Below are 13209 nucleotides of genomic sequence, written 5' to 3'. Positions count from 1 at the left end.
CATGACCTCGCGCGCGGACAAGCTCGGCCGGTTGGTCTCGCTCGTGAAGCTCCAGCTCCGGCTGTCCGAGTGGCAGCTCGCGCATCTGCGGCAGCAGGAGCGCAGCTTGCAGGACGAGCAGGAATGGCTTGTCGGAGCCCTGAACGATGGCAGGCCGCCGGCGGGATCATCGAGCGAATCGATCGCGCGGCGCCTGACCAGGACCAGCGTCGGCACGCGCGCGATTCAGGCGCAGGCCTCGCAGCAGCTCGACCAGGTTCGCGCGGAGAGCCGCCGTGTGAAGCAGTTCGAGCAGGTCGCCAAGGCGGCGCTCGCGGACAAGCTTCGCGACGCCGAGAAGAAATCGCTCGAGGAGATGACGGGAACAAGTCTCACCGTGCGCGAGTGGACGCCACGGCCAGCCAACCGGAACAAGACATGATCGTGACAGCGACACCCGACCTCGTCCTCGACGTCCTCGATGCCGCCGACCCGGTAGCGCAGCGCGCGGCGACCGCCAAGCTCGATGCGCTGAAATCATTGGACACGGATTTCGCCGCCACGATGGACGCGGAGGTCGGCAAGGCGAAGGCGGCCGCTGCAGAACAATCCGCGTCGAAGGTTTCGGAAGCGCCGTCGGGTGCGGTGAACGGGGCTCCGGTGCAGGTGATCAAGGCGCCGGCATCCGGCGAGGTGTACCGGAAGTTCGAGGCTTTCATCCTCCAGACCTTCGTCGAGACGATGTTGCCGAAGGAGTCGGAGGAGGTCTTTGGCAAGGGTACGGCCGGTGGCGTCTGGAAGTCGATGCTGGCGGAGCAACTTGGTGCTCAGCTGGCAAAGGGCAAGGGCATTGGCATTGCCAAGCAGCTCGCCGCCGCGCATCCGGCCGGGCCGGACGTTACGGGCAAGGCCGGATGACGATCCGGGAATGGGTGACAGAAGTTGAAGGGTGAATTTCCTATGCAGGCACATGAAGGCGCGGCGGCCCTGGTGATGGAGCAGCCGGTCGTGGACACCGAGGCGATGACGACGGCAGCCGCGCCCGGTGATGCGCTGTTGCCCGTGCTGCTCTCGAATGTCGGTGGCGAGTTGGCGAACGAAGGCGCGGATACAGCGAGGTCGGATGAGGTGCGGGGCCTGCTGGCTGCGATCCGCCGGCTCGAAAGCATCGTTGAGGAAGAGACGGTCGCGCTCGGTACGGGCAAGAAGATCGATTTCGACGAGTTCAGCGCCCGGAAGAGCCGGAGTATGCTGGAATTCGTCCGCCTGATGCGGGCCCGAATGCATCTCGGCGGCGAGGTCGAGATCACCGAGGAGATCCAGCGGTTGCGCGAGAAACTTGAGCGAAATCGTTCTCTCCTCGAAATGCACTACGACGCGGTACGCGAGGTCGCGACCATCGTCGTCAAGGCCATCAGGGACGCCGAGTCGGACGGCACCTATACCGGTCGAGCAGCACAGGACGGAAGATGATCAGACTGGTGCTGGCCGGGCTCTGGGTATGCATCCTCACCGCGGGCACGAGCTATGCCGTCGCGTATTGGAAGGAGAACGGCACCCTGCTGCCGGCGAAGGACGAATATCTCGACGGGCTGCAGTATCAGAAGACGCGGGCGCTGAGCGTGCCTATGGTTGAGGGTGGCAACGTGCAGGGCTACATCGTCGCGCGCTTCGTCTACACCGTGGAGGCGCGGACCATGCACCAGCTCAACGTTCCGCCCGAGCCGTTCGTCGTCGACGAAGCCTTCCGCAAGATCTATGCCGACGACCGCCTCGATTTCAGGAAACTCGCCCGTTACGACCTCTCCATCCTCACGACGGCCATCAAGCAGCGCGTCAATGAGCGGATGCAGGCCGAAGTCGTCCAGGATGTCCTGGTCGAAGACTTCAACTACGTGTCGAAGGAAGAATTCCAGCAGAAGCCCTAGGTGTCGCGGCGCCTCGCGTCGCGAAGCTAGGCATCTGTTCCGGCGCTTCCGCCGCTGAAAGTACAACGGCCTCTGCGAAATTGGTTCGCAGAGGCCGTTGTCGTTTTCGTGGCAGTACCCTGCCGATCAGTTTCCGGCCGGATACGCCGCTGGGGCGACATGCGCCCTGTTCAGGAGGATGCCGAGCTCGTCGAGTTCCTGCATCGGCACGTCGATGGTCTCCCCTGCCGGGATATCGAGACGGTATCCGACGTAGCGCCTGGCCACGATCGCATCGAAGCCGAGGCGGTCGCGAAGTTTCTTGCGCAGCTTGCTGACGTGGCTCTCGATCACGCTCTCGTCGAAGGTCGCCTCGAAGATGCCGTAGACCGCGTTGAAGATCTGCGTCTTGGTGACCCACTTGCCGTGGTTGCTGACCATATATTCGAGGATGCGCAGTTCGCGTCGGGGCAGGGTGAGGGCGTGGCCCGCGATCTCGGGGTCACGTCCGTTGAAAAAGACCTGGATCCTGGTCTCGCAGGGCCTCGGCAGTTCCCCGACCCGGCGGCGCGCGATCGCGGCCGTTCGAGCGAGGATCTCGCGGAGATGAATCGGCACGTGCACGACGTCATCGACGCCCGATTCGAACAGCTCCAGCGTGTTCTTGAGCATCTTCTGGCCGCTCATGGCGATGATGGGAGCCGAGGAGCGCTTGCGCATCGCCCGCGGCAGGCTTCCGCGAGCGTCGCAATCCCCGAGGAGGAAGGCGTCCACCGCAGCCAGATCCGATTCACTCGCAGATTGCAGCCAGTCCCAGAATTCTCCGGAGGAGAAGCCGATCGACGATACACCTTCGCGAACGAGCCCTCCGACATAGCTGTTCGTGACGCTCTCGCGATCATCAACGATAATATACATCAGTCTTTCGCCCCTGTTTCGCACTTGCTGCGGCCGGTTCGTTGTTGTGATGCCCGGCTCGGCAGCGGTGCTGTTTGACGACATTCCTTCCCGCGAACCGTTATTATGGTTTCATATTCGCGGGCAGCCCTACGCATTCAGTGCCTGCGTCTCGCAGGCCTGCTACTTCGACTCGATACTGAACGCTTACCGCGTGAGGCCCGGCGGGTGTCTTACGGATCACCTCGCGGAGCGGATTGAGAAAGCGACCTAGAACAGTTGCGCCAAGTTGCTCATTGCGTCCGAACGCTACTGTACTGTGTCGTTCTCCTCGCTAACTGGCGAGAATCACTTGAGTAGGACCGTAACAATTGCCGATTCCCGATCAAGCGCGCGCAACAAAGCGGTTGCTACGCGTGCTTGATACTGTTGCTTTGTTTCGAGTTGTTTCTTTGTATGTACAATCGCATCAGTTGATTTGGAATTAGAACTAGTTTTGCACTTTGGCAGTTCTAAAGTTCCGTATCCCCGTATGAATACAGCCTTTTCGGGCGGTGCCGCGGTTCATGCAAATCGGGAGGTTTTCAACCCGGGATTGACTCTCGTCGCCCTGTTTCCACATGCGACAATTCGACTCATGTATGGCAAGGCGACCTCAGCTTGGCGAAATCTTGACGGAGGTGTGTCTTTCGAGTCGCACTCTCGCCACGTGTATGACGCGTTTGACTCAGTTGCGTCGCTTCGCGCGCGATGAAAAGATTTATGCGCACGTTTCAGGCAAGCTTCGGCACATAACGTCACCGTTCGATAGGTCGAACCGAACGGAGCATTCTCACATGTTGTCCGATGGACAAGCTCGCCCCAACGCGACCGCCAATGTTTCCGCAGCGGCGAAGCCGGCTGCGGAGGCGCGCGATGCCGGGGACAATGCGACGGGAGCCGCCAAGCCTGCTGCGACCACCAAGCGTGTGTCGGCAGCGGCGAGTGATGAAACTCTGGCGAAAGAGGCGCTCGAGGGTCTGAAGCGTATTCGCGCCAAGGCGCGGCTCGACAAAATGGCGATACACAAGCCTGCGCCGATCGTGATCAAGCCGGCCGTGATCGTGGCCAAGCCGCCGCCGCCGCGTCCGACATGGGTCGCGCCGCTCGCGACATTGGCAGTCGCTGCGATGGTGGTGGTCTGCGCCTGCACTGGCGTGATCGTCTATCTCACCACGCAGCCCGCCCAGAGCAACGTCGCGGCCAGTACGGAGATCAGGAATCTGCGTGAGACGGTGGCGCAATTGCGCAAGCAGATGTCGGGCGTGTCCGACAATCTCGACGGCCTGCGCACGGCGGTCGATCAATCGAGCAAGGCGACCAATGACCGTTTCGGCCGTTTTGGCGAGAACCTGGATCGCATCGAGCGGGTGAGCTCGTCCTCGACGGTGAAGCTCGATAAGCTTGCCCAGGCGCAGGCCCAGGCTCCGACGCCCGTTGCCTCACAAACACAGCCAATGCCGATGATGGCTTCGGTCCCGGCGCCCGAGGTCACGGGATCGGTGTCTCCGTCCGAGCGCATGTCGGCGCCGCGCAAGACCATCAAGGGCTGGTCGGTCCGCCAGGCCTATGAAGGGATTGCGATCCTGCAAGGCCCGAACGGCGTCGTCGAGGCCGTACTGGGACAGCAGGTGCCGGGCCTTGGCCGTATCGAGGAGATCAAAAACGAGAACGGACGTCTGGTGGTGGAGTCCAGCGGGGGCGTCATCTATTCGTCACGCAAGGCAACGCCCTGATCGAGGGCCGCCTTCTATTGGCGGTGGTGCTCGAAGCTGGTGCATAGCAGGTCGACCTCCGCCTCCGCGATCGGCGCGCGAAACAGGCGGCAGCTGAACTCGGCCGCCGTCTTGCTGTCCGTGGTGCGATCTTCGCGCAGGAAGATGCAGCGCTTGCAGACGTCGGTATGGTGCCGCTGTTCGGCCGCATCGGCCTGATCGAGCACATGCCGGAGCGTGTCGCGAAAGCGAGTCTTGGCATCGTCGTCGAGAATGGCAATCGGCTCGAGCAGAACGCTGATGGGGTCGCGCACGAGAAATTTCTTGCCCTGCTGCGTCACGCTCAGCAACACAGAGCGCTTGTCCGTGGCGGAGCGCTTGCGCTCGATGTAGCCCAGCCGCTCGAGCTCGCCGATGACGAAAGAGGCGGTGCCGCGCGTGGTGCCAACGTAACTCGCGAGCGCCGAGGGCGTCCGGGAAAACCGGTTGGCGCGGGAGAGGAAACGCAGCGCCATCCATTCGCGGTCGCGCAGGCCATGCTTGGCGCCTTCGAACCACAGGATACGGGCCATCTGTCCCAATAATTCGATCGCTTCGCGAGCCAAATGCATTTCAATTCCAGGTCGGATAAATCTTTATTCAATTGAGCTTCTGGTAGCGCAATCCGGGTGGCTGATAATGAAGCTCCCGAGAGAGACGGAACTTCCGGCGGTGGAACTAGAGCGTCACGAAGAAAGTTCGAGTAAATCGCCCGGCTCAACTGTTCTGAAAATTTCAGTCAAATAACTGCGATTCGCCTGCAGAATCCCGATAGCGTACGACGGGGAGCAACATGATGTGCCCTTGCGACCACAGCAGAGCCCATTTGTTGCGGCGACGCGGTTCGAATTGCGCGAGCAGGCAGTTGCGCTGCAACTCGTGGCGGCGAAAGTGGAGGCGAGAGAACCACCGTTTTCGGTTAATGGATGTTGCGTCGCAATGCAGGCAGGCGGTTAAGTCCCAAATACGATCGAGCCCGGGAATTCCAGAGTATCGTCTGTGATCGAGCAAGCGAAGCCGTTCAACGTCAAGCGCGCAGCATTGGCCGCCACCGTCGGCAACATGCTCGAATTCTACGACTTCATCACCTACAGCTTCTTCGCCATCCAGATCGGCCATACCTTCTTCCCGACGGGAAGCGAGTACGGCAGCCTGATGTTGTCGCTGGCGACCTTCGGCGCCGGCTTCGTGACGCGGCCGATCGGCGGAATCGTGCTCGGGATCTATTCCGACCGCATCGGCCGGCGCCCCGCCATGCTGCTGAGCTTCGCGCTCATGGGGCTATCCATCCTGACCATCGCGCTCACGCCGTCCTATCAAGCGATCGGTCTTGCCGCGCCCATCATCGTGATCGCGGCGCGTATGACGCAAGGCTTTGCCCTCGGCGGCGAGGTTGGGCCGACCACCGCCTATCTGATCGAGATTGCCCCGCCCGAGCATCGGGCGCTGGTGGTGGCATGGCAGCCGGCGAGCCAGGAGATCGCCGCGACCGCGGGCGCGCTCGTCGGCGTCATCCTGAGCCGGACGATGGCGCCGGAAATGCTCGACGCCTATGGCTGGCGGGTGGCGTTTCTGATCGGGGCGGTCTGCATACCGTTCGGGTTCTGGATGCGCCGAACGCTGCCCGAGACGATCCCGCAGGCCAAAGCCGGTGCCCGCACCGTCGAACACGTCAGTCATCTTTCGCAGGCGAGGCGCCACCTTGGCATCATCGGACTTGCGCTGATGATCCTGGCAAGCGGCACCATCTCGACCTACGTCACCCAGTACATGACGACCTATGCGCAGAACACGTTGCATGTGTCGTCCACACTGGCTTTCGCCGTGTCGCTGGTCAGCAACGGCATTCAGTTTGTCGGCGCACTGGTCGGGGGCTGGCTGGCAGATCGTCTTGGTCGCAAGCCGGTGATGATCTGGCCGCAGCTCGCAACGCTGCTGCTGACTTACCCGACCTTCCTGTGGATCGTCCATGCGCCGGGCGCGTTGTCGCTCCTGGCCGGTTTCGGTGTCTTGTCCGTCATCGGGTCGCTGCCATTCACTGCGTTCTACGCGACCTTCGTCGAGGCGCTGCCCCAGAACATTCGCGGTGGCGTGTTCGCGACCGTCTATGCGGTCGCGATCGCCAGCTTCGGCGGCACGGCGCAGCTCGTGGTCACCTGGCTCCTCCACCTCACCGGCAATCCGCTGGCGCCGGCCTGGTACCTGCTGCTTGCGGCAATCGTTGGACTTGTTGCGATGAGTCTGATGCCCGAGACTGCCCCGGGGAAGCAGCGTCGGGGCAAGGCCTGAAAGCGGCGTGCTCGCAGGCTGGTGATTTGCGTTTCGCCGGCAATTATCGGCGAATGCATCGCCTTGGGGATCAGGGCCAGGCATCAGGAAGGGATGAACCGATGAGCATTGAAACCACCATGACATCCGACGTCGTCGGGCTGACCAAGGCCGCCCCGGTCTCGCGGCGCGGATTCATGAGCGCCACCGCGGCGGTTGCCGCCGGCTACACGCTTGCGGCCGGGCCCGTGCGCGCCGAGGCGATCACGACAGACACCAGCGGTCTCCAGGCCGGCGACGCCAAGATCAAGGTCGGCTCCGAAGAGATGCCTGCCTATTTCGCCCGCCCGGCCGGCAACACCAAGGCGCCGGTGATCATCGTGGCCATGGAGATCTTCGGCCTGCACGAATACATCAAGGACGTGACGCGGCGCCTCGCCAAGCTCGGCGCGTTCGCAGTCGCGCCTGACTATTACTTCCGCAAGGGTACCGATCTGACCAAGATCGCCGAGATCAAGGACCTGCTGCCGATCGTCAATGCCAAGCCGGACGCGGAACTGCTGTCCGATCTCGATGCGACGGTGGCGTGGGCGGGATCGCAAGGCGGCGACACCGCGAAGCTCGGCATCATCGGCTTTTGCCGCGGTGGACGCACCGTCTGGGAATATGCCGCCCACAACGGCACGCTCAAGGCTGGCGTCGCCTTCTACGGTCCGCCGGTCGATGCTCCCAATCCGCTGTGGCCGAAAAGCCCGATGCAGCTGGCGCCCGAGATGAAGGCGCCGGTGCTCGGCCTCTATGGCGGCGCCGATACCGGCATTCCCGTCACCCAGGTCGAGCAGATGAAGGCTGCGCTCGAGCAGAACAAGAAGACGGCCGAATTCAAGATCTATCCGGAAGCGCCGCACGGCTTCCATGCCGACTACCGCGGCAGCTACCGCAAGGACGCCGCGGAAGATGCCTGGAAGCGGGCGCAGGCCTGGTTCAAGAAATACGGCGTTCTGAGCTGACGTCGCAGCATGATCCGGAAAAGCGTGTAGCGGTTTTCCGACAAGATCATGCTCAAACAATTCAAGAGGGCGATCCAATCGGCCGCCCTCTTTCCAATGCGGCGTGCCGATCTCATTTCACCATCGCGCCATAGACGATGTCCTGGACCTGCTCGCGATAAAATTTCCGCAGCTCGCCCGGCGCCGCCGTTCCGACAACCACGACGAGACGCTCCTTGGGATCGCAGAAGAACTGTGTCCCGTACGCGCCATTCCACGTGAACTCGCCGGGATTGCCGGGGACCGACGACAATCCTTCGCCGGTGCGGACAGCGACCGCGAGGCCAAAGCCGAAGCCGGCGCGGTGCGGCTCGATGTTCGCCACGTTGTTCTTGATCTCGGGGCCGAGATGATTGGTCGTCATGTGATGCACGGTCTTGGGACCGAGGACGCGCTGGCCGTCGAGTTCGCCGCCGTTGAGCAGCATCTGCCCGAAGCGGATGTAATCGCCGACGGTTGCGAACGAGCAGGCGCCGCCGCAGTCGGATTTTGTCGGCGTGTCCAAAAGTTTGATGGCTTGCGGCTTGCCGGTCAGCGGATCGTTGGCGAACGGGCGGGCGAGGCGAGGGCGCTGTGCGTCGGTCGGATGGAAGGTCGCGTCCTTCATGCCGAGCGGTTGCCAGACATTGGCGGCGAGATAGTCGCCGAGCTTCTGCTCGCTCACCTTCTCGACCACAGCACCAAGTACGTCGATCGAAAAACCGTATTCGAACTCGGTCGAGGGCTGATGCGCCAGCGGCAGCTTTGTGATGCGGTCGATGAACGCCTGGGTGTCGCCTTCGATCGCCGGCGCGGTGCCTTCAGGATATTGTCGCGCAAGCGTGCTTGAGCTGTCCGGCCGGCCGCCATACATCAGGCCGGACGTGTGCCGGTAGAGATCGTGAATGAAAATCGGCGATGCCTGCGGTTCGAGCTTCAATGAACCGTCGGCCTGCTGAACGCCGACCTTCATGTCGGCAAAGCCAGGATAATAGTCGGACAGCTTGGCCTGGAGCGGCAGCTTGCCCTGCTCCATCAATGTCAATCCCGCGACTGCCGCCATCGGCTTGGTCATCGATGCCAGCGCGAAGATCGCGTCAATAGGCATCGGCGTGCCCTTGTCCGGATCCAGCATGCCATAGGCCTTGTAGTGCACAAGCTTTCCGTCACGGGCGATCGCGACGACCGCGCCGGGGACGCGCTTGGCGGCGATCTCACGCGCGAAGAAATTGTCGAGCCGTGCAAGGCCCTGTTTCGAGAAGCCGGCGTCGTCGGGACTGGCTTCGGGCAGCGGCGCGGCGCGCGCTGCAGCAAGCGTGACGACGGCAGCCGCCGCGACCATGGCGATCGTCTTCATTGTATCCTCCCAAGCGCGGGCTCGTTATGCAGTGGCCCGCTGAGTGGTTAGATCACGACCGCACCGGCGCGAAGTCAAGCGCGGGCAGGGCATGTCTGGGACGCCGGGAATGCCGGAACCCTATCGTCCCTCTCCCGCGTGCCATAACGCATCCAGAGCGTGGCGGTAGGTCGGATAAGCAAGTGTGACGCCGAGCTCGCGCTTCAATTTCGCGTTGGAGACACGGGCGCTGCTGGCATAGAAGCTGCGCGCCATCGGCGACATTCCCGCGGTCTCAAAGGCCTCTTCGGGCGGCGGCGCAACGTTCATCAGCTTCGCCGCATGGGCGATCACGTCCTGCGGCGGCGCCGGCTCGTCGTCGCAGACGTTCCAGGTGCCGCCGCTCGGGTGATGAACCGCGGCCGTGATCGTGCTTGCGATGTCGTCGACATGGATGCGGTTGAACAATTGTCCCGGCTTGATGATGCACCGGGCCGTTCCCGCGCGCAGCGTCACCAGCGCGTTACGGCCGGGGCCGTAGATGCCCGCAAGCCGCAGGATCGCGGCGTTGCCGCGCGTTATGTCCGTCCAGGCCTGCTCGGCAGCGACCCGCATACGGGTGCGATCGAGGATGGCCTGCGGCGGTGTGCTCTCGTCGACCCATCCGCCGCCGTGATCGCCATACACGCCGATGGTCGAGAGATAGATGACCTTGCGCCGGCCCGCCGCCAGCACGTCGCCGAACGTGGCGATGGCGGGATCGCCGACGCTGCCGGGCGGGATCGATACGAGAAGGACGTCGGCGTCGCCGATACGTTCGACCGTCTCGCGCGCGGGGCTGCCGCCGGAAAAGGCCTGCATCTCGATGCCGGCGGGGTCATCTCGCTTCGCGGGATCGCGCACGGTGGCGGCGATATGTGAGAAGGTGCCGCCAAACCTGCGGACGAAATGCCCGGCGCTGTAGCCAAGGCCAAGGATGAAGAGCCGCATGTGTCCGCCGTGCTGGTTCCGTTCGCGCCGTTGCGCGCGTCTCCGCTCATAAGGGATTTTTGGGTCCGGCAAAAGATATTGCAATTTTACTCGCACGCTGCCTCGGGCGATGCTCACTTGTCACAGCGGCAGGAGGGACGGATCGATCATGCAGGCAGAAGCGCCCGCCATAGTGCCATGTGACGCCGCTGAGCTGATCCGGCGCGCCGCAGCGCTGATCTTCGATATCGACGGCACCTTGGCCGAAACCGAGGAACTGCATCGGCAGGCCTTCAATTATGCCTTCGTTCGCCACGGTCTCGGCTGGCAGTGGGACCGGGCCGTCTACAAGGACCTGCTGCGGGTCACCGGTGGCAAGGAGCGCATTCGCGTCTTCCATGGACGGCTGAAGATTGCTGCGCCATTGTCGGACGCGAACATCGCGGAACTCCACCGCATCAAGACCGCGCATTACGCCGAACTGGTCGAGACCGGCTGCTGCCCCTTACGGCCCGGCGTGACCGGTCTCCTCATTGCTGCCAAGGCGCGCGGCCAGCGGCTCGCGATCGCGACCACGACGTCCCACGGCAACATCGATGCGCTGCTGTCGCGGGCGCTGGGGACGCGCTGGTCCGCGGATTTTGAGGCGATCGTGGCCGGGGATGATGTGGAGCACAAGAAACCTGCGCCGGACGTCTATTTCGAAATCCTGGCGCGGCTGAAGCTCAAGGCGTCCGACTGCGTCGCGATCGAGGATTCCGCCAACGGCCTGATCGCGGCCTCGCGGGCGAAGATTCCCGTGCTCATCACCCGCAGCATGTTCTTCCGGGACGACGATTTCAGCGCGGCGCGGGTCGTGCTGGATGATTTGTCGGAGCTCGGATGAGGCCGCAGAACAAAAAAACTGAAAAACAACCCCATGCACAGTAGAAAGTGCCTGCGGGCCGGCCGCGTTCAGTGGACGCGGTGGCTCGTTCTATCATCCTCAGCCTGCTCGACAATCTGCGCGATTGGGCTCGACTGATGATGCACCAGCCGCCATCCGTCGCCGACGCGCCGAAAATGGTTGGCAGCAGCCAAAGCGGTGCCGTCAACGATCTCGATGCAGAGCACGCGCGCGCTGTCGCCGTCGACGATGGCCTGCGGTTCGGCGCAGACGATCTGCGGCCGCTGCGGATTTTGCAGGATATCGCGCCAGCTTCCGATCACCGTGGCGCGCCCGATAATCGCCGGCCAGCCGGGATGGATGCAGGAAATGGCGTCGTCATCTGCCCACATCTGTTCCATACCGTCGAAGTCGCCGGTTGAAAAGGCGGCGTAAAAGGCCGCGTTGGCGGCGATGATCTTGCTGTCCTTTGCCATGCCTCTCGGGTGGGGCAATGACAGGCAAAAATCAAGCGCGACTTCCGTCGGCTTTCTGTTCGATCTGGACCGCAGTGCAGCATGCCTGCTTTGTGGTCACGCGGAGAGGTGCGTCTCCACCGCCCGCCGCGCGCCATCCTTAAAGAGACGGCCAAGCGCCGCGGTCACGGCCTCGCGCAGGCGCGGCTCGGCACCCAGCGGCCCGAACACTTTTCCGACGCCGAGCAGTGCGGGCGCCAATCGCTCGGCGACGGGACCTGCCTCGCGCGCCAAGCCAGCGAACTCGGCGGCGAGCGGATCGCGCACGTCGATGGCGCGGCCCTGCTCGTCGAGGCCGGTGACGTAGCGCATCCAGCCGGCCACCGCGAGCGCATGCGTCGCGACCGGTAAATTCTTAAGCAGGCGATCCTGCATCGCGCCAAGCAGCCGCTGCGGCAGCTTTTGCGAGCCATCCATCGCGATCTGCCAGGTACGATGATGCAGCGCCGGATTTGCGAAGCGCTTGAGCAGCGAGGCGCGATAGGCGGCCAGATCGGCACCGGCAGGCATTGTCAGCGTCACCGCGGCCTCCTCCATCACCTGCGCGGCAAAACGCGCGAAATGCGGATCCAGCATGGTGTCGGCGATGGTCTCGTAGCCGGCGAGATAGCCGAGATAGGCGAGCGCGGAATGGCTGGCGTTGAGCAGCCGCAGCTTCATCAGCTCGAACGGCTTGACATCAGTGACGAGCTCGACGCCCGCGGCGGCAAGGTCAGGCCGGCCCGCCGTGAAGCGATCTTCGACCACCCATTGCGTGAACGGCTCGGTCATGACCGGCCATGCGTCGCGCAAGCCGAGCGCGGATGAAACCGTATCGCGGTCGCTATCCGTCGTCTCCGGCACGATGCGGTCGACCATGGTCGAGGGGAAGGCCGCTGTATCCGTAATCCACTTGCCGAGGTCCTTCGAGCGCAGCGCTGCGAACTGCGTCACGATCCGCTGCACGGTGTCGCCATTGGCGGCGAGGTTGTCGCAGCTCAGGACGGTGAAGGGCGGGGCACCCAGCGCTCGCCGCCGCGCCAGTGCCGCAACGATGAAGCCGGGCGCCGAACGCGGCGCGTCGAAACTGTTGAGATCGTGCACGACATCAGGATGCCGCTCGTCGAGATCGCCGGTCTGCGGCGTATGGCAATAGCCCTTTTCGGTGACGGTGAGGGAGACGATACGAATGGCGGGATCGGCCATCCGCTCGATCAGCCGCGCCGGGCTCTCGCGCGCGACCACGCTGTCGAGCAGCGCGCCGATCACCCGGTGCTGGGTGCCTTCGGCCGCACGGACCGCAACCGTATAGAGATGGTCCTGCGGGGCGAGGGCGTCGCGCGCGTCAGGGCTGCGCAGGCTCGCGCCGACGATGCCCCACGACGCGGCGCCGGCGGCAAGGCAATCGTCGATGACGACGGCCTGATGGGCGCGATGAAAGGCGCCGAGGCCGAGATGCACGATGCCGGGCGTGACCCGCGAACGGTCATAGGCCGGGCGGCGGATGCCAGGTGGCAGCCGGTCGAGATTGGCGCGGCCAAGGCGCGTTGAACCAAGGCGCATGGACGTGTCTCCCCTTGCTTTGCTGCTGCTTGACATGACGTCCGTCCTCGGTCAATTGGTAAGACCAATTTTCCAAAATTGGCGGGCCG

General features: G+C 63.5%; 14 protein-coding genes. 8 read left to right on the top strand and 6 right to left on the bottom strand.

What is annotated here, in order from left to right:
* Position 1 precedes the first annotated feature (1 nt).
* Genes ACVWYI_RS32715 through ACVWYI_RS32700 form a run of 4 tightly spaced genes read left to right on the top strand, consistent with a single transcriptional unit; the run spans position 2 to position 1907 of the window.
* Entirely contained in the window at positions 2-421 is a 420-nt protein-coding gene (locus tag ACVWYI_RS32715) for a hypothetical protein (protein ID WP_247344620.1), read from the top strand.
* Positions 418-897, top strand: a complete 480-nt coding sequence (locus ACVWYI_RS32710) for a rod-binding protein (protein WP_247344723.1) — start codon at positions 418-420, stop codon at positions 895-897. The genes ACVWYI_RS32715 and ACVWYI_RS32710 overlap by 4 nt, the downstream gene beginning before the upstream one ends.
* A gap of 42 nt (positions 898-939) precedes the next feature.
* The gene (locus ACVWYI_RS32705) at positions 940-1452 is read left to right on the top strand and encodes a flagellar biosynthesis protein FlgN (RefSeq protein ID WP_247344617.1); all 513 of its coding nucleotides are present in this window, start codon (positions 940-942) and stop codon (positions 1450-1452) included.
* Positions 1449-1907: a hypothetical protein gene (locus ACVWYI_RS32700; protein WP_247344614.1), complete on the top strand. Its 459-nt coding sequence runs from the start codon at positions 1449-1451 to the stop codon at positions 1905-1907. Before ACVWYI_RS32705 ends, ACVWYI_RS32700 begins: the two co-directional genes overlap by 4 nt.
* A gap of 126 nt (positions 1908-2033) precedes the next feature.
* On the opposite strand, the gene ACVWYI_RS32695 is transcribed toward ACVWYI_RS32700, so the two are convergent.
* Positions 2034-2804: a response regulator transcription factor gene (locus ACVWYI_RS32695; RefSeq protein ID WP_247344611.1), complete on the bottom strand. Its 771-nt coding sequence runs from the start codon at positions 2802-2804 to the stop codon at positions 2034-2036.
* An 815-nt stretch (positions 2805-3619) separates the two neighbouring features.
* Between ACVWYI_RS32695 and ACVWYI_RS32690 the strand changes: the two genes are divergently transcribed.
* Positions 3620-4558: a hypothetical protein gene (locus tag ACVWYI_RS32690; RefSeq protein ID WP_456664212.1), complete on the top strand. Its 939-nt coding sequence runs from the start codon at positions 3620-3622 to the stop codon at positions 4556-4558.
* A 14-nt stretch (positions 4559-4572) separates the two neighbouring features.
* On the opposite strand, the gene ACVWYI_RS32685 is transcribed toward ACVWYI_RS32690, so the two are convergent.
* The gene (locus tag ACVWYI_RS32685) at positions 4573-5148 is read right to left on the bottom strand and encodes a MarR family winged helix-turn-helix transcriptional regulator (protein ID WP_247344605.1); all 576 of its coding nucleotides are present in this window, start codon (positions 5146-5148) and stop codon (positions 4573-4575) included.
* A 427-nt stretch (positions 5149-5575) separates the two neighbouring features.
* On the opposite strand from ACVWYI_RS32685, the gene ACVWYI_RS32680 reads away from it, so the two are divergent.
* Together ACVWYI_RS32680 and ACVWYI_RS32675 are read left to right on the top strand one after the other, a co-directional pair.
* Positions 5576-6865: an MFS transporter gene (locus ACVWYI_RS32680; protein WP_247350757.1), complete on the top strand. Its 1290-nt coding sequence runs from the start codon at positions 5576-5578 to the stop codon at positions 6863-6865.
* 101 nt (positions 6866-6966) lie between these two features.
* A complete protein-coding gene (locus tag ACVWYI_RS32675) occupies positions 6967-7854 on the top strand; it encodes a dienelactone hydrolase family protein (protein ID WP_247350758.1) in 888 nt (295 codons plus the stop codon).
* Positions 7855-7966: 112 nt separating this feature from the next.
* Here ACVWYI_RS32675 and ACVWYI_RS32670 read toward each other — a convergent pair whose 3' ends face one another.
* Positions 7967-9229 (bottom strand): serine hydrolase domain-containing protein, encoded by a 1263-nt coding sequence (locus ACVWYI_RS32670; RefSeq protein WP_247350759.1) that lies wholly within the window; start codon positions 9227-9229, stop codon positions 7967-7969.
* 120 nt (positions 9230-9349) lie between these two features.
* Complete coding sequence (locus ACVWYI_RS32665; RefSeq protein ID WP_247350760.1) at positions 9350-10198, bottom strand: SDR family oxidoreductase; 849 nt, start codon at positions 10196-10198, stop codon at positions 9350-9352.
* A 148-nt stretch (positions 10199-10346) separates the two neighbouring features.
* Between ACVWYI_RS32665 and ACVWYI_RS32660 the strand changes: the two genes are divergently transcribed.
* Complete coding sequence (locus ACVWYI_RS32660; protein ID WP_247350761.1) at positions 10347-11063, top strand: HAD family hydrolase; 717 nt, start codon at positions 10347-10349, stop codon at positions 11061-11063.
* A 68-nt stretch (positions 11064-11131) separates the two neighbouring features.
* Here ACVWYI_RS32660 and ACVWYI_RS32655 read toward each other — a convergent pair whose 3' ends face one another.
* Both ACVWYI_RS32655 and ACVWYI_RS32650 read right to left on the bottom strand, forming a co-directional pair.
* Positions 11132-11539: a nuclear transport factor 2 family protein gene (locus tag ACVWYI_RS32655; protein ID WP_247350762.1), complete on the bottom strand. Its 408-nt coding sequence runs from the start codon at positions 11537-11539 to the stop codon at positions 11132-11134.
* A 96-nt stretch (positions 11540-11635) separates the two neighbouring features.
* On the bottom strand, positions 11636-13120 hold the full coding sequence (locus ACVWYI_RS32650; RefSeq protein WP_247350763.1) for a mannitol dehydrogenase family protein: 1485 nt from the start codon (positions 13118-13120) through the stop codon (positions 11636-11638).
* Between the last annotated feature and the right edge of the window lie 89 nt (positions 13121-13209).

Source organism: Bradyrhizobium sp. LB13.1, assembly GCF_054056815.1.
The sequence above is the reverse complement of the archived record's forward strand: the minus strand, read 5'-3'. Positions and strand labels throughout refer to the sequence as shown.

What these genes read in the sequence shown, in the direction of transcription:
- ACVWYI_RS32700 (WP_247344614.1), top strand. Translation starts at nt 1,449, where the DNA reads ATGATCAGACTGGTGCTGGCCGGGCTCTGGGTATGCATCCTCACCGCG.
- ACVWYI_RS32650 (WP_247350763.1), bottom strand. Translation starts at nt 13,120, where the DNA reads ATGCGCCTTGGTTCAACGCGCCTTGGCCGCGCCAATCTCGACCGGCTG.
- ACVWYI_RS32675 (WP_247350758.1), top strand. Translation starts at nt 6,967, where the DNA reads ATGAGCATTGAAACCACCATGACATCCGACGTCGTCGGGCTGACCAAG.
- ACVWYI_RS32715 (WP_247344620.1), top strand. Translation starts at nt 2, where the DNA reads ATGACCTCGCGCGCGGACAAGCTCGGCCGGTTGGTCTCGCTCGTGAAG.
- ACVWYI_RS32660 (WP_247350761.1), top strand. Translation starts at nt 10,347, where the DNA reads ATGCAGGCAGAAGCGCCCGCCATAGTGCCATGTGACGCCGCTGAGCTG.
- ACVWYI_RS32710 (WP_247344723.1), top strand. Translation starts at nt 418, where the DNA reads ATGATCGTGACAGCGACACCCGACCTCGTCCTCGACGTCCTCGATGCC.
- ACVWYI_RS32685 (WP_247344605.1), bottom strand. Translation starts at nt 5,148, where the DNA reads ATGCATTTGGCTCGCGAAGCGATCGAATTATTGGGACAGATGGCCCGT.
- ACVWYI_RS32705 (WP_247344617.1), top strand. Translation starts at nt 940, where the DNA reads ATGCAGGCACATGAAGGCGCGGCGGCCCTGGTGATGGAGCAGCCGGTC.
- ACVWYI_RS32695 (WP_247344611.1), bottom strand. Translation starts at nt 2,804, where the DNA reads ATGTATATTATCGTTGATGATCGCGAGAGCGTCACGAACAGCTATGTC.
- ACVWYI_RS32670 (WP_247350759.1), bottom strand. Translation starts at nt 9,229, where the DNA reads ATGAAGACGATCGCCATGGTCGCGGCGGCTGCCGTCGTCACGCTTGCT.
- ACVWYI_RS32655 (WP_247350762.1), bottom strand. Translation starts at nt 11,539, where the DNA reads ATGGCAAAGGACAGCAAGATCATCGCCGCCAACGCGGCCTTTTACGCC.
- ACVWYI_RS32665 (WP_247350760.1), bottom strand. Translation starts at nt 10,198, where the DNA reads ATGCGGCTCTTCATCCTTGGCCTTGGCTACAGCGCCGGGCATTTCGTC.
- ACVWYI_RS32690 (WP_456664212.1), top strand. Translation starts at nt 3,620, where the DNA reads ATGTTGTCCGATGGACAAGCTCGCCCCAACGCGACCGCCAATGTTTCC.